The 14088-nt window shown below is 56.6% G+C and carries 15 protein-coding genes; 7 read left to right on the top strand and 8 right to left on the bottom strand.

Annotation, left to right across the window (positions count from 1 at the left end; translation table 11 throughout):
• The first annotated feature begins 119 nt into the window (after positions 1-119).
• Entirely contained in the window at positions 120-1196 is a 1077-nt protein-coding gene (locus tag AOA61_RS07475) for a 3-deoxy-7-phosphoheptulonate synthase (protein ID WP_032888996.1), read from the top strand.
• A 63-nt stretch (positions 1197-1259) separates the two neighbouring features.
• On the opposite strand, the gene AOA61_RS07470 is transcribed toward AOA61_RS07475, so the two are convergent.
• Positions 1260-1541 carry a GNAT family N-acetyltransferase gene (locus AOA61_RS07470; protein WP_003189869.1) on the bottom strand — a complete coding sequence of 94 codons (282 nt, stop codon included), beginning with the start codon at positions 1539-1541 and terminating at the stop codon, positions 1260-1262.
• Between the two features lie 612 nt (positions 1542-2153).
• Between AOA61_RS07470 and oprI the strand changes: the two genes are divergently transcribed.
• Entirely contained in the window at positions 2154-2405 is a 252-nt protein-coding gene (gene oprI / locus AOA61_RS07465; protein WP_003172710.1) for an outer membrane lipoprotei OprI, read from the top strand.
• A gap of 135 nt (positions 2406-2540) precedes the next feature.
• Here the strand turns inward: oprI and AOA61_RS07460 are convergent, their stop codons facing one another.
• From AOA61_RS07460 to AOA61_RS07450, 3 genes are all read right to left on the bottom strand, one after another.
• Entirely contained in the window at positions 2541-3509 is a 969-nt protein-coding gene (locus tag AOA61_RS07460) for a L,D-transpeptidase family protein (RefSeq protein WP_032888994.1), read from the bottom strand.
• An 86-nt stretch (positions 3510-3595) separates the two neighbouring features.
• A complete protein-coding gene (locus AOA61_RS07455; RefSeq protein WP_010211879.1) occupies positions 3596-3889 on the bottom strand; it encodes a hypothetical protein in 294 nt (97 codons plus the stop codon).
• 59 nt (positions 3890-3948) lie between these two features.
• Complete coding sequence (locus AOA61_RS07450) at positions 3949-4554, bottom strand: arylesterase (RefSeq protein WP_032888992.1); 606 nt, start codon at positions 4552-4554, stop codon at positions 3949-3951.
• Positions 4555-4564: 10 nt separating this feature from the next.
• On the opposite strand from AOA61_RS07450, the gene AOA61_RS07445 reads away from it, so the two are divergent.
• Entirely contained in the window at positions 4565-5248 is a 684-nt protein-coding gene (locus AOA61_RS07445; RefSeq protein WP_032888990.1) for an ABC transporter ATP-binding protein, read from the top strand.
• The gene (locus tag AOA61_RS07440; protein ID WP_095184217.1) at positions 5248-7758 is read left to right on the top strand and encodes an ABC transporter permease; all 2511 of its coding nucleotides are present in this window, start codon (positions 5248-5250) and stop codon (positions 7756-7758) included. The genes AOA61_RS07445 and AOA61_RS07440 overlap by 1 nt, the downstream gene beginning before the upstream one ends.
• A 45-nt stretch (positions 7759-7803) precedes the next feature.
• On the opposite strand, the gene greB is transcribed toward AOA61_RS07440, so the two are convergent.
• Complete coding sequence (gene greB, locus AOA61_RS07435; protein WP_032889294.1) at positions 7804-8277, bottom strand: transcription elongation factor GreB; 474 nt, start codon at positions 8275-8277, stop codon at positions 7804-7806.
• 113 nt (positions 8278-8390) lie between these two features.
• Positions 8391-9374 (bottom strand): hypothetical protein, encoded by a 984-nt coding sequence (locus AOA61_RS07430; RefSeq protein ID WP_099601456.1) that lies wholly within the window; start codon positions 9372-9374, stop codon positions 8391-8393.
• A 209-nt stretch (positions 9375-9583) separates the two neighbouring features.
• Here AOA61_RS07430 and AOA61_RS07425 point away from each other — a divergent pair, with 209 nt between their 5' ends.
• Genes AOA61_RS07425 through AOA61_RS07415 form a run of 3 tightly spaced genes read left to right on the top strand, consistent with a single transcriptional unit; the run spans position 9584 to position 12993 of the window.
• The gene (locus AOA61_RS07425) at positions 9584-10510 is read left to right on the top strand and encodes an ATP-binding cassette domain-containing protein (RefSeq protein ID WP_099601455.1); all 927 of its coding nucleotides are present in this window, start codon (positions 9584-9586) and stop codon (positions 10508-10510) included.
• Entirely contained in the window at positions 10507-11232 is a 726-nt protein-coding gene (locus tag AOA61_RS07420) for an ABC transporter permease (RefSeq protein WP_099601454.1), read from the top strand. Before AOA61_RS07425 ends, AOA61_RS07420 begins: the two co-directional genes overlap by 4 nt.
• 15 nt (positions 11233-11247) lie before the next feature.
• The gene (locus AOA61_RS07415) at positions 11248-12993 is read left to right on the top strand and encodes a Gldg family protein (protein ID WP_099601453.1); all 1746 of its coding nucleotides are present in this window, start codon (positions 11248-11250) and stop codon (positions 12991-12993) included.
• A 4-nt stretch (positions 12994-12997) separates the two neighbouring features.
• Here AOA61_RS07415 and AOA61_RS07410 read toward each other — a convergent pair whose 3' ends face one another.
• Both AOA61_RS07410 and AOA61_RS07405 read right to left on the bottom strand, forming a co-directional pair.
• Positions 12998-13306, bottom strand: a complete 309-nt coding sequence (locus AOA61_RS07410) for a hypothetical protein (RefSeq protein ID WP_032888977.1) — start codon at positions 13304-13306, stop codon at positions 12998-13000.
• 259 nt (positions 13307-13565) lie between these two features.
• Positions 13566-14000 (bottom strand): DoxX family protein, encoded by a 435-nt coding sequence (locus AOA61_RS07405; protein ID WP_032888975.1) that lies wholly within the window; start codon positions 13998-14000, stop codon positions 13566-13568.
• Between the last annotated feature and the right edge of the window lie 88 nt (positions 14001-14088).

Raw genomic sequence — 14088 nt, 5'->3', positions numbered from 1 at the left:
CCATTGTCGCGGGCCCGTGTTACGCGCTAAGGTTCCTCCCCCCTGCATCCAAATCATGCTGTGCTCCGCCGCACGGGGATAGCTGGCGGCCGGCACCCGTGACCCTGACGAGTAACACGATGGCTGATTTACCGATCAATGACCTAAACGTCGAATCCAACGAGACGCTGATCACGCCCGATCAGCTCAAGCGCGAAATCCCCCTGAGCGACGCTGCCCTGCAGACCGTCACCAAGGGTCGCGAAGTCATCCGTGAGATTCTCGACGGCACCGACCACCGCCTCTTTGTGGTAATCGGCCCATGCTCGATCCATGACCTCAAGGCCGCACACGAATATGCTGAGCGCCTCAAGGTACTGGCGGCAGAAGTGTCCGACACCTTGTACTTGGTGATGCGCGTCTATTTCGAAAAGCCGCGTACCACCGTCGGCTGGAAAGGCTTGATCAACGACCCGTACCTGGACGACTCGTTCAAGATCCAGGACGGTTTGCACATTGGTCGTCAGTTGCTGCTGGACTTGGCCGAAATGGGCCTGCCCACTGCCACCGAAGCGCTTGACCCGATCTCCCCGCAATACCTGCAGGACCTGATCAGCTGGTCGGCCATCGGCGCGCGTACCACCGAGTCCCAGACCCACCGTGAAATGGCGTCCGGTCTGTCATCGGCCGTGGGCTTCAAGAACGGCACCGACGGCGGCCTGACTGTAGCGATCAACGCGCTGCAATCAGTTTCCAGCCCCCACCGTTTCCTGGGTATCAACCAGGAAGGCGGCGTCTCCATCGTCACTACCAAGGGCAATGCCTACGGTCACGTGGTACTGCGCGGCGGCAACGGCAAGCCCAACTATGATTCAGTCAGCGTTGCGTTGTGCGAGCAAGCGTTGAACAAGGCCAAGATCAAGCCAAACATTATGGTCGATTGCAGCCACGCCAACTCCAACAAGGATCCGGCCCTACAGCCGTTGGTGATGGAAAACGTTGCCAACCAGATCCTCGAAGGCAATCAGTCGATCATCGGCCTGATGGTCGAGAGCCATTTGAACTGGGGATGCCAGGCGATTCCAAAAGACCTGGCCGACTTGCAGTACGGCGTGTCGATCACCGATGCCTGCATCGACTGGGCCGCCACCGAAAACACCCTGCGCAGCATGCACGCCAAGCTCAAGGACGTATTGCCAACACGCAAACGCACCTGAGCCGCAACTGCACACACAAAAACGCCGGGCTAAGCCCGGCGTTTTTTATTGTCTGCTGATCACTCACAGCTTCGCGGCATGACGCTGATGGCGCTCCATATAGCGTTCGACATAGGAGCAGGAAGGGATCACCGTGTAGCCAGCCTCTTCGGCAAACTTTAAGGCCTCTTCGGTCAACGCCGCCGCAATGCCGCGGCCCCGCAGTGCGTTGGGCACGAAGGTCCGATAGATATCCAGGGTCTGTTTCCCGAGGTCCATATAGGTCAGATAGGCACGATGACCGTCCACATTGGTCTCGAACTGATGACCAGCCTGGTCATGGTGGATGGACAACGCCTCGCTCATCACTACTCCTCGCGGGTCTTGAATTCTGACCCCTACCTTACCGATGTTTTTCCGGCGAAGGAACATCTACGCCACCCCGTGCCGGTTTCGACAACGAGAAAACCTTGAGCGCTAACAACCAGCACGTAGGGAATAGTAGGCACCAATCCTGAAATTGCTCAAGGCGCACTCGTCATCCCCTGCTGCTGGTGGATATAGAAGGGGCCTCGACCAAACACTGGTCGAAAGCCTGAACATTGCCGGCAGTTGAACCTTGAGACGAACAGGCGCTCTTAAAGTCACCTCTACATGAGTAAAAGATGCCCGGCCAAGCAACGCCAAACGCAACGTAAGTGTCGGCCCGAATATATAAATTTTCATCTATATACAAAGCTTAACGCATGCAGGCCGGCCCTTTCAGCCTGGATCCAATCTTCACCCGTATGAAAAAAATTGGACGGTTTTTATACAAACCTCCAAAAGATTAGCCAAAATAGATTAGGTGCGAGAATTTTTTTTGCTTCTTGCGCTACGTCAGTTTACTTACTACAAGTAATGGGTAGTATGTACGCCGGCTATTAGCTCACTCTGAGAAAGTAGCCATTTAATAGAAAGTCCTTGAAGGGGAACACGATGAACAACGTTCTGAAATTCTCTGCTCTGGCTCTGGCCGCAGTTCTGGCTACCGGTTGCAGCAGCGTCTCCAAAGAAACCGAAGCTCGTCTGACTGCAACTGAAGACGCAGCAGCTCGCTCCCAGGCCCGTGCAGACGAAGCCTACCGTAAAGCTGATGAAGCTCTGGCTGCTGCTCAAAAAGCACAACAGACTGCTGACGAAGCTAACGAGCGCGCTCTGCGTATGCTTGAAAAAGCTAGCCGCAAGTAATAATCCCTCGGGATTGTTATCAAGCCGATCCATTTATGGATCGGCTTTTTTATTGTCTGCGATTAGCACCTGAACGCAGGCAACAAAAAGCCCGCCGCAGCGCAAGGCTGTGGGCGGGCTTTTGATCGAGCAGAGTTACTGCTGAAGATCGATCAGCGAGCTGGACGCTATAGGCGCCCCACCTGGCACGCCGATTTCAGTCGGCAAACCATCTTCCGCGGCCACCACATCACGCACCTGATCCCAATTGACCCGCAGGTTATTGGCCAAGTCTTCACGCTTGAGCAAAGCGTTGATCACCGCCGTGTGCTTGTCGACCACCGATGGCGTTCCATCATCATTCAAAGGCGTATGCGCTTCCAGATAGACCTTGCCGCCGCTGCTGCCGAACTTGTAGGCATCGTTGATGATGCGCACCGACGTACCTACCGGCACCATGCCCGCCATCTCCAGCACATTATTGTTGAACATGCGGAAACAGCCATGACTGGTACGTGTGCCAATACCGAACTTCATGTTGGAGCCGTGGATCAGGTAACCCGGTGTGCCCAGGGTGAACTTGAACGGGCCCAGCGGATTATCTGGTCCGGCAGGCACCACGTTAGGCAAAGGATCACCGTTGGCGGCGTGTTCGGCCTTGATCGAAGCCGGCGGCGTCCATGTCGGGTTCGGCGTCTTGGCGATAATACTGGTGTGGGCAATGGGCGAGCCCCAGCCCTCACGACCAATCCCCAACGGGAAGGTGTAGACCACGTTCTGGCCCTTGGGGAAATAATAGAGCCGGTATTCCGCCAGGTTGATCACGATGCCCTCACGAGGCCCCGGCGGCAGGATAAAACGCGTCGGCAGCACGATCTCGGTGCCCGCTCCCGGCAACCAGGCATCAACACCTGGGTTGGCCGCGACCATTTCCGAATAGCCCAGGTCGTATGTGGTGCCCAGGTCGGCAAAGGTGTCTTCGTACTTGGCCTTGATCACCTGGACCTGGCCGACGATGTCTTCACCCGGAGGTGGCAAGGGCAACTGCAAAGCAGATGCAGAACCCGCCGCACAGAGTGCAGCGAGAGACAGGCAGCAGGTGACGACGGAAAGGCGCGACAACATCCGAAAAATCCTTCGCAGAACGACGTGTAGGTAAAAATCGATTGTATACGTGATGTGAGCTTCTAGCTGCAAGCGTGTCGCGGCCCCTAGAGTTCGAAACGCAGCTCAGGCCAGATCGGCGGTGTGCCGCGCTTTTGAGACTCCAAGATGGCCCGGCACAAGGGACAAAGGCGCTGGTCCTGGAAAATCGAGCGATCAACCCGCGACCAACGTGGCTGCGCTGGCAGTAACGTGCCGCACAGCGTGCGATCAATGGAGCCGCCCAGTTCCAATTGACGCGCCACTAAATGCACCCGCACTTCCTGGCAGGCGAAGAGATCCAACTGCTCGTCCGGCTCGATCAGTTGGTAGTTAAACAGTGACCAGGCAGGACGCGACATCGGGGGCTCCAGATCGGGGGGGGCGCCACCTTAGCCGAAAGCCTGCCAGTAGAAAAGCGTCATAGCAGCGGTTTTAGCGTAGGCCAGACATTTTCCAGCAACTTGCCCTGAGCAGCGACAGCCGGGTGCAGCCCGTCAGCCTGCATCAATTGCGAATTGCCGCCGATTCCTTCAAGGAAAAACGGTACCAACGGCACCTTTTTCTGCTGGGCGACATCGGCAAATACTTTGGCGAAGGCGTCGACATAACGCTTCCCATAGTTAGGTGGAATCTGCATGCCCAGCAACAGCACCTTCGCGCCGCTGTCCTGGGACTTCTGAATCATCGACGCAAGATTTTGTTGCAATTGCGTAGGGGGCATACCGCGCAGGCCGTCATTGCCACCCAGTTCGATAATCACTACCTCAGGCTTATGCTCTGCAAGGGCCGCCGGCAGCCGCGCGAGACCTCCAGCACTGGTATCACCACTGATGGAGGCGTTGACCACTTTATCGTCGAAACCTTCCTTCTTGAGCCGTTGCTCCAACAAGGCAACCCACCCTTTGCGTGTATCCAGGCCGAAACCGGCACTGATACTATCGCCAACGATCAGGACTGTACCCGCCGCTGCGTTCTGGGCCATGCACATCAAGGCCAGGCCAGCACTCAAAAACCACATTCGCATCGGATTCTCCATGGGCGCAAGCATTCTCACCGCGCGGAACCTTAGCAAAGTGGTTCCCAGCGCGGAAGGTGAACTGACTATCCTGCACGAACTGAGCCTCGAACTGAACAAGGGCGATAGCCTGGCTATCGTCGGCAGCTCCGGCTCCGGTAAATCCACCCTCCTCGGCCTGCTGGCCGGACTCGACCTGCCCAGCAGCGGCGAAGTCACCCTCGCCGGACAAGCCCTCAGCCGCCTCGACGAAGACCAGCGCGCACGCATCCGCGCCGAACACGTAGGTTTTGTGTTCCAGTCGTTCCAACTGCTCGACAGCCTTAACGCGCTGGAGAACGTCATGCTGCCGCTGGAGCTGGATGGCCGCAAAGACGCCCGTGAGCGCGCCAAACACCTGCTGGAACGCGTGGGCCTCGGCCAGCGCCTCACCCACTCGCCACGCCAACTTTCCGGTGGCGAGCAGCAGCGTGTAGCCATTGCTCGCGCCTTTGCCGCCGAACCGGACGTGCTGTTTGCCGATGAACCCACCGGCAATCTCGACAGCCACACCGGCGAGCGCATCAGCGACCTGCTGTTCGAGCTCAATAAAGAGAGCGGCACGACCCTGGTGCTGGTCACCCACGACGAGCGCCTGGCCCACCGTTGCCGACGCCTGATCCGCCTTGAAGCCGGCCTGATGGTCGCGCCCCTGGAGCCTTGATGGCACGTTTGCCGCTGTTGCGCCTGTTCAGCCTTGCCATGCGTCAATTGCTGCGCGATGCCCGCGCCGGCGAATTGCGCGTGTTGTTCTTTGCCCTGCTGGTGGCCGTGGCCGCCAGCACTGCTATCGGTTACTTCGGTGCACGTCTCAACGGCGCCATGATGTTGCGCGCCACCGAGTTCCTAGGCGCCGACCTGGTACTTGAAGGAAGCTCACCAGCCCGGTCCGAGCAAATCCGCTCCGGGACCGAACTGGGTCTGGATCACGCGCGAGTCGTGGAGTTCTCCAGTGTTATCGCCACAGATAACGGAATCCAGCTTTCCAGTATCAAGGCGGTCAACGAGCAATATCCGCTGCGAGGCGAACTGAAGAGCGCTGCTGCGCCCTTTGGCGATGAAACCCCTGGCGGCGGCCCCAAACCCGGCGAAGCCTGGGTGGAGGCGCGGCTGCTGACGGCACTGGACCTCAAAATCGGCGACAGCGTCGATGTCGGCATGAAAACCCTGCGTCTGGCCCGCGTACTCACCTACGAACCAGATCGCGCCGGCAACTTCTACAGCCTCACGCCAAGGGTGATGATCAACCTGGCAGACCTGGACGCCACCGGCGTGGTCCAACCCGGCAGCCGCGTCAGCTACCGCGAATTATGGCGCGGGCCGCCGGAAAGCACGGTGCTGCAAACCTATCGCGACCTGCTCAAGCCGGGGCTCGCCGCCAACCAGCGACTGCAGGACTCACGCGACGGCAATCAACAGATTGGCGGCGCCTTGGGCAAAGCCGAGCGCTACCTGAACATGGCCAGCCTAGTAGCCGTGCTGCTGGCCGGCGTGGCCGTGGCTTTGTCGGCCAACCGCTTTGCCACCCGACGCTTCGACGCCAGTGCATTGCTGCGCTGCCTGGGACTGTCACGACGCGAAGCCATGTTGCTGTTCAGCCTGCAACTGACCGTACTGGGTTTGCTCGCAAGCCTGGCCGGCGCCCTGCTCGGTTGGCTGGCACAGTTCGGCTTGTTCTATTTCCTGCACGACCTGCTGCCAGCGGATGTTCCCCCCGGGGGACTGTTGCCGGCCGTTGCCGGGATCGGCACCGGGCTGGTGGCTCTCGCCGGTTTTGCCCTGCCGCCGTTGGCAGCACTCGGTCGGGTACCGCCGTTGCGGGTGTTGCGCCGCGACCTGCTGCCAATTCCGTCCAGCACCTGGATGGTTTACGGCGCTGCGCTGTTCGCACTGGGCCTGATCATGTGGCGCCTGAGCCTGGATCTGGTGCTGACCTTCGCCCTGCTGGGCGGTGGCGTGGTGGCTGCGCTGGTCCTCGGCGGCTTGCTTTTGCTGCTGTTGCAAAGCCTGCGGCGCCTGCTGGCTCGCGCCTCCCTGCCCTGGCGCCTGGGCTTGGGCCAACTGCTGCGCCACCCATTGGCGGCGGCGGGCCAGTCACTGGCGTTTGGCTTGATCTTATTGTCCATGGGTTTGATCGCCCTGCTGCGCGGCGAATTGCTGGACACTTGGCAAAACCAGTTGCCCAAGGACGCGCCTAACTACTTTGCGCTGAACATCCTGCCGGCCGACAAGGACGCCTTTAGCGCCCGCCTGCTGGAAGTGCAGGCGCAATCAGCGCCGCTGTACCCCGTGGTGCCGGGCCGGTTGATTAGCATTAATGGCGACCCGGTACAGGATATAGTCAGCAAGGACTCCAGCGGCGACCGCGCAGTACAACGCGATCTGAGCCTGACCTGGGCCGCCGACCTGCCACCGGGCAATACGCTGACTGCAGGCTCATGGTGGTCGCAACGACCCACCGAGGATATTCCTGGCGTCTCGGTAGAAGCCAAAGTTGCTGAAAGCCTCAAGCTCAAGTTGAACGATCACCTGGTGTTCACCATTGCCGGGGAAAATCGTGAAGCGCGGGTCACCAGCCTGCGAACCATCAACTGGGATAACTTCCAGCCGAACTTCTTCATGATTTTTCAGCCCGGCACGTTGAAGGACCTGCCGGCCACCTACCTGACCAGCTTCTACCTGGCGTCAGGGCATGACCAACAAATCGTCGATCTGTCGCGAGCATTTCCGGCGGTTACGATCCTCCAGGTTGAGGCCCTGCTGGAGCAATTGCGCAGCATCCTCGCCCAAGTGACCCTGGCGGTGGAATACGTGCTGTTGTTTGTACTGGCTGCCGGGATGGCCGTGTTGTTCTCCGGTTTACAGGCCACGCTGGACGAGCGCATCCGCCAAGGCGCACTGCTACGAGCGCTGGGCGCGGAACGCAAGTTGCTGGTCAAGGCACGGCGTATCGAGTTTGGCTTGCTGGGCGCCGTCAGCGGTTTGTTGGCGGCATTGGGTACCGAACTGGTGACCTGGGTGCTGTACCGTTATGCCTTTGACCTGGTCTGGCACCCGCACCCATGGCTGTTGCTGCTGCCGATCATCGGCGCCGTACTGATCGGTGCCGCAGGAGTATTCGGCACACGCCGCGCGTTGAATGCCAGCCCACTGACGGTATTGCGCGAAGGCTGAAACGCCGATGGCCCGCACTCTTCAAAGACTGCGGGCCATCATTGCCTATTTCACATATTCGATCCCGGTGATCCACCAGCACACTTCGCCACCGGGAGTCTGCACGATGGCCTCATCGTCGACCTCCTTGCGCAACAAGGCACGAGCCATCGGTGAGTCGATAGAAATGTAATCCATCCGGTCATAAATCTCGTCATAGCCGACTATGCGAAAACGCTTGGTCTCTCCCTGCTCGTTTTCAATATTGACCCAAGCACCAAAAAAAACCCTACCTTCCTGCTCGGGCATGTACTCCACCACGCGCATGTCTTCCAGACGCTTGCGCAGGTAACGCACCCGTCGGTCGATTTCTCGCAGCAGCTTCTTGTTGTACTGGTAGTCGGCATTCTCACTGCGATCCCCCAGTGAGGCGGCCCACGTCACCTTGCGCGTGGTATCTGGACGTTTTTCGCGCCACAGATAATCCAGCTCTTTCTTCAGCGCCTCATGACCTTCTTTGGTAATCAGCTTGGTACTCAAACGCATGCATCCCCAGGCAATGTCCATAGATGCCGATAGGCCAGGCAATAACTCCCTGACGTCGGTTCGCTGGGGTTGATGATAAATGAACCCGGGAAAGTAGCCAGGGCAGTCTAACCATCCAGGGTCTGATCCAGCTCAAGCAGCACACCGCGCAAACTCTGGCGTAAACCCGACACTTGCGAAGTCATCACTTTCAGGGCTTCGGTCCGCTGACTGACGGCCAACGATTGGTCATGCAACTGAGTGGTGCGCTGTTCCAATTCGCGGGTCCTTTCATCCAATTGACTCTGCTCTTGCTGCAATCGGGCCTGCCATTGATCAAGGGCTGTTTCGCGTTCCATTGCAGCGAGTTTTTGTTGGGTGAGTTCCTGAGCGACACGAGCAAGGTTGGTCAGCGTACTGTCCACTTCGAACAGGTTGCAGCGGTCTGCTGGCGCCAGTTGCTTTGGCTGCACCGGAGCGTCGGGCTCATTCATTACGGCTGGTGCAGTCCGCAACACGGTCACCGGCTCATTGATTGGCATCTGCCTTGGCTCTTCTGGCGTCTGTTCATTTACGGGCAACTGGGCAGGCTCGGTTGGGTCCGCGTCCCTGGGAGGCGCACTCATTTTCGACGAGAAGCGAATGGAAGGCACAATCAATGAAGCGCTTTCGATGGGTGGCATCACCGGAGCAGACATTCCCAGGGTGATCACCTTCATCACCAGGGCCTTCTTGATGGTCACCGAATGATGCTCTTCAGGCCTCGCAGGGGGCAGTTTGCACCCTTTCAAATCGAGAAAATGATAAGAAACTTGAGTGTCGGTAACACTGCCGGTCTTAATACCCGACGCCGATGTAAGAATCTGCTTAAAAACTTGCATTGCCACCTGTAAGTCTTCCTTGGACTCTACTCCATCCAGAAAATACCGATCGAGTTTTTTGCGCAGGGTTGCGATATAGACCCTTGAACTCGCCGGCTCCACCTCTTCATCCAAGCTATAAACAAGAAAGTTTGAGGCAATCTGACCAACAGCAAATCCACAGAGCAACGCCCCGTTGACCGGCGTATCTTGGCCATCGCGTTCAAGAACAAGAGTACGTAGAAGCATCATGATAATCAGGTCTCATTAGACATTCGGAAAATCTCTACAACTCCCAGACAAACACTAGGCAGTTAGAGATTACAAACACAAAACAATTGTTCCAGCGACCCGCCTAGCGTGCACGTAGGACTTTTCCTATTAATGCTTATCGGAGTTCCCAAAAACCACTATTGCTCGTATTCTTTTTCAACATCTTCGCCCTGCGCGCACCAGACTAAATGATCAAAATAACCAACCTGATAAAACATCTAAACAAGAAAACAATAATCAACGATTTTTCATTTAGCGCCTGCAAACATGAATGCCTGGGACTATTCGGAGAAAATCCTACAGTTAAAACAGCACTTCTCGATTTAATCTCAGGCTCGACACTCCCCTTCAGCGGACATATCAACATCCAAGGTATCGATACAACCACCCAATCGCATAAAGTAAAAAAGATAGTCGGCTACCAAATTAACAAGTGTGTCAGTCACCCGACGATGCTGGTTAAAGAGTTCCTTGACTACATCGCAGCCATCCGCGGACTTCGCGGCACCGAAAAGCGCGCAAAGGTTGAACAGGCTGCTGCACGATTGGAATTGTCATCGGTGCTCAACGCGCCCCTTGATGCGCTGTCGATCGGCCTTAAGCGCAAAGTCGCCATCGCCCAAGCCATCTTGCACACCCCTACGCTGCTGTTACTCGATGAGCCAACTGAAGGGCTCACACCTGATCAAAAACACAAATTCAGGGCGCTCATCCAGTCGTTGACACAAGACATGACAGTGATCGTCGCCTCCCGCCACTGCGATGAATTGTCCGAGTTCTGCACTCGCGCGCTGGTTATCGCAGGCAATCGCCTGGTGGCCGACACCCCAATGCCCGATTTGCAACGCAACTCTCGTCATTTTCAGGCGGTCACCCTCGCCGCAGACGCTCCGTTGGACTTGTTGGCTCTAGCCGTACTGCCAGGTGTGGCAGGGATCGAAGAGCATCGGCATGCACCCGGTACGGTGACCGTCCTGGCCATGCCGGGACACACCATCTACCCCCACATCAATGCACTCATTGCCCATCGCCGATGGAAAATCAACTCACTGAACCTAGAGCCCGGTCGACTGAGCGATGTGGTTCATCATCTGAGCCGTGAGGCCCGTCTTTGAAACTGCTGCCAGTCATTTTCAAGCGTCAACTTCTCCACTACGCCTGCACACCCGGCACTTATCTGAGCGTTGCCATTTTTTCAGTGCTTTACGTGGCACTCGGGTTGCACATGAGTCCGTGGCCTGAACACGACATCAATACCTTGCAGGTTTTTTTCCAGTTGCACCCTTGGCTATATCTATTATTGATTCCTTCACTCGCGACGCAACTTTGGTCGGACGAATCCAATGCAGGCTTTCTCGACCTGATGAAAACAGTGCCCGTCACGACGCATGAATGGGTTGTTGGAAAATTTCTAGCAGCCTGGGCCGTGGTGGGCATGGCCCTGATGTTGGCGTTCCCCCTCGTCATCATTGCCAACTACATGGGTAATGCAGACAACAATATTATTGCCTCGCAATTTATGTCTAGCTGGCTGCTGGCAGGCAGTTATTTATCTGTCGGATTGTTTATTTTCACACTGCTGCCTCAGCGCACTGTCCTTTTCATACTGACAGTAGGCTTGCTGCTCACCTCCAGCGCTCTTTCTTATTTGCTTGATGCACTAGAGCATCAGGCGCCCATCTGGGCAATAGACAGCCTGGCCTCCCTAAGCCCTTTTTCAAGGTTCAGCGCTATTGACAACGGAAAGTTTACGCTTCGCGACATCCTTTACTTCATTAGTATAATAGTCGCCTTCCTCACAGCCACGACAGTAACCCTCAATTACCGACACCGCTGAGAAGGAAAGCCCTCCATGCAACCTACTCTGCGCACAGGCATTACACTCACTGTCATATTGTTATTATTTCTAGCGTTCAACTTAGTTTGGATAGCGAAAATTCCTGATATCCGATGGGATCTTTCGCGGCATAAGGTCCACACCCTTTCCCCACCCGCTAGACAATTACTTTCGTCGCTTGAGTCGCCAATGGACTTGTATTACTTCAATACCAATAACGACCCGAAACGAAGCTTCGCCCTAAAGCGCCACGGCAAGCACATAGAAGACCGGTTGCGGGAATACGAAAAAGCAGCGAAGGGTATGATCAATCTGCACCTTATTGATCCCGGATCTTTTTCAGAAGACGCCTACAAAGCCAGGCTTTTCGGTCTCGACGACCAGTCGGGATTTCTGGGGCTGATCGGCACCCGAGCCGGCCACGGAGCGCAACGTATTGAATCATTCAGCCTGGACCGGGAGCCATTGCTCGAATATGAAATCAGCCATCTGATCTATAAGTTGCAGTACCCAGACCGCCCCGTTATCGGACTATTGTCTGGTTTAGCAATGGGAGACTATGCAGGCCAGTTGGTGACGGAAATGCAGCGACATTTCAACCTGGTCAATCTGGAGGCGACCACCGAGCGCATACCGGAACACGTCAAAACGCTTATGGTCGTGCGTCCTGAAGCGCTGCCCGAACAATCGTTGTATGGGATTGAACAATTTGTGTTGAGGGGCGGTAAATTGATGATGTTTATCGACCCCATGCCTGAGCAAAGTTCGAACATCACGTCCGCCAATACTCGTCTGACAGAGGTGCTTTCCGCTTGGGGCGTAGAGATGCCAGCAGACAAGTTTCTAATCGACCACCGCTACGCGGAATCGGCGGAACCTGAGCTGGGTAAGCTCCCAGTGCAGTATCCGGGCAGATTGAAGCTGCATCGGCAGGCAATGAACACGCACGACATCAGCACTTGGAAACTGAATACTGTGACGGTCTCGAGCAGTGGTGCGCTTTTTCATCGCAAAAAAAGCGGCACCACCCTCACCCCGCTTCTGCAAAGTTCCGGGCAATCCAGGTTGCTGGAAACCAACCGATTTACCTCAGCACATGAGATCGACTCAACGGCCGATAACGCATCCACTCGGGCGCAACACCATGTGATTGCTGCTCGTATAGAGGGGCCAGCCTACTCAGCATTCCCCGATGGCATTAAGGAGCAGCCCGCAGGTTTGCAAAAAGCGGCACAGATCCATGTGGTGGTGGTGGCCGACACTGATTTGCTCACGGATCACATCAATAGCTCAGCGCCTGACAGCAACGCAGTCTTTATCTTAAATACGCTGGATAACCTCTCCGCGAGCGATTCACTGGCCAATATCCGCCCGCGCGCACCGATGGACAGATCGAAGAACATAATGGAGCGGATACGCGACAACGCCGAACAAGCCTACGAGCAGAAGGCGACTGAATTGGAACGGCGTCTGTTACGAACGGAACAGGAATGGCAAATGCTGAACCCACCGGCTGCCCCCCTCGGCTCCCAAGCAGTGGACACCACCCCCCAATTGGTGGCGCTCAACAAGGAGCGCCTGCGCTTACCCATGGAATTACACGCTTTGAGGGTTCAGACGCACGCTGAGGTGCATCGCCTGGAGCTCGCGATAAAGCTGTTCGTGACCTTGGCAATCCCGGGCGTGCTCTGTCTGGTCGCTTGGGTGGTTTTTGTAAGGAATAAACGGCGCCGATTACAGGCGAGTGTCGGACTCTTCTGAGCCCTCAACGCCTGGCAATCAGCCCCTGCCGGGCAATACGTGTGAGTTGACGAATCACTTCAGCCGCGTCGCTGGCACTGGGCGCCTGGATAACTGCCAGGTCGAAGCTATTACTCGCAAAACGGGCCAGGGAACCGCCATCTTCGACAAACTGGATCAGGAAAGCCGAAGGCCGCCCGGTGCGACGTGGCCAGCCGTCCAGGTAACGCAACAGCGTGGGCTGGTGCTTACCGCCCAAGAGGATTTTCGGATTGCGTTGAGTAAGGTCCGCAGTGATCGGAGCCAGGCGTATCAGGGGGCGTAGTGCATTCATAGTGTCGTGTCTCTGCCTCAAAAGTCTGCGGGCAGGTGAGAGGCAACACCGAACCAGCGCTTTAGCGGTATTTCGAAGCTGTTTCCTCAGGGGAGAACAGGCTTCTGTCGGGCTGCATCGAGTCCCAGTGGCGCCCCGCAATTAGCTGTTTAAATCGGCGCATGGGCAGCATCCTAGAGAAGCCGGATGGACGATGTCAAGAATCCCGAGCAATGAAAAGGCCCGCACATGGCGGGCCTCTTCAGGTGTTGTAGAGGGGTCAGTTGGCTATCGCACGGTCGGCAGACAGTTTGCCGGCACCTTCCAGCAGCACTGCCACGGACCCGCCCAACAAGGCTAATGCGAACTCGTAACCGTTGTTGGCCATGAACAGACCGTTATGGATATGCACCGAGAAGATCGCCACCACCGACAGAATGGTCAGGCCCAACGCAGCAGGGCGTACCAGCAGACCGATGATCAGGGCCAGGCCGGCGAAAAACTCGGTTCCGCCCGACAGCAGCGCCATCAGGGTACCCGGCGCCAGGCCGATGCTTTCCATCCATTGGGCAGTGCCCGCCAAGCCGTAGCCGCCAAACCAACCGAAGAGTTTTTGCGAACCGTGGGCGGCGAAGATGATGCCAACAACAATGCGCAGGATGGTCAGACCGTAGCCGGCACGAGTGGACAGTAGGCTTTTGATCATTGGGCTCATGGAGTAAATCCTTTTCGAAGTAGGGGTTGGTTGGCCGCTATATTAATCAGTTTAATCAATGATAAAAGCCGAAAAAATGCCTGATTAA

It is taken from the genome of Pseudomonas sp. 2995-1 (assembly GCF_002742505.1).
GTDB lineage: Bacteria > Pseudomonadota > Gammaproteobacteria > Pseudomonadales > Pseudomonadaceae > Aquipseudomonas > Aquipseudomonas sivasensis.
The sequence above is the reverse complement of the archived record's forward strand: the minus strand, read 5'-3'. Positions and strand labels throughout refer to the sequence as shown.

Coding starts and splice junctions, on each gene's coding strand:
- oprI (WP_003172710.1), top strand. CDS start 2,154: ATGAACAACGTTCTGAAATTCTCTGCTCTGGCTCTGGCCGCAGTTCTG.
- AOA61_RS07445 (WP_032888990.1), top strand. CDS start 4,565: ATGGGCGCAAGCATTCTCACCGCGCGGAACCTTAGCAAAGTGGTTCCC.
- AOA61_RS07425 (WP_099601455.1), top strand. CDS start 9,584: ATGATCAAAATAACCAACCTGATAAAACATCTAAACAAGAAAACAATA.
- AOA61_RS07460 (WP_032888994.1), bottom strand. CDS start 3,509: ATGTTGTCGCGCCTTTCCGTCGTCACCTGCTGCCTGTCTCTCGCTGCA.
- AOA61_RS07405 (WP_032888975.1), bottom strand. CDS start 14,000: ATGAGCCCAATGATCAAAAGCCTACTGTCCACTCGTGCCGGCTACGGT.
- AOA61_RS07455 (WP_010211879.1), bottom strand. CDS start 3,889: ATGTCGCGTCCTGCCTGGTCACTGTTTAACTACCAACTGATCGAGCCG.
- AOA61_RS07470 (WP_003189869.1), bottom strand. CDS start 1,541: ATGAGCGAGGCGTTGTCCATCCACCATGACCAGGCTGGTCATCAGTTC.
- AOA61_RS07450 (WP_032888992.1), bottom strand. CDS start 4,554: ATGCGAATGTGGTTTTTGAGTGCTGGCCTGGCCTTGATGTGCATGGCC.
- AOA61_RS07415 (WP_099601453.1), top strand. CDS start 11,248: ATGCAACCTACTCTGCGCACAGGCATTACACTCACTGTCATATTGTTA.
- AOA61_RS07410 (WP_032888977.1), bottom strand. CDS start 13,306: ATGAATGCACTACGCCCCCTGATACGCCTGGCTCCGATCACTGCGGAC.
- AOA61_RS07430 (WP_099601456.1), bottom strand. CDS start 9,374: ATGATGCTTCTACGTACTCTTGTTCTTGAACGCGATGGCCAAGATACG.
- AOA61_RS07440 (WP_095184217.1), top strand. CDS start 5,248: ATGGCACGTTTGCCGCTGTTGCGCCTGTTCAGCCTTGCCATGCGTCAA.
- AOA61_RS07475 (WP_032888996.1), top strand. CDS start 120: ATGGCTGATTTACCGATCAATGACCTAAACGTCGAATCCAACGAGACG.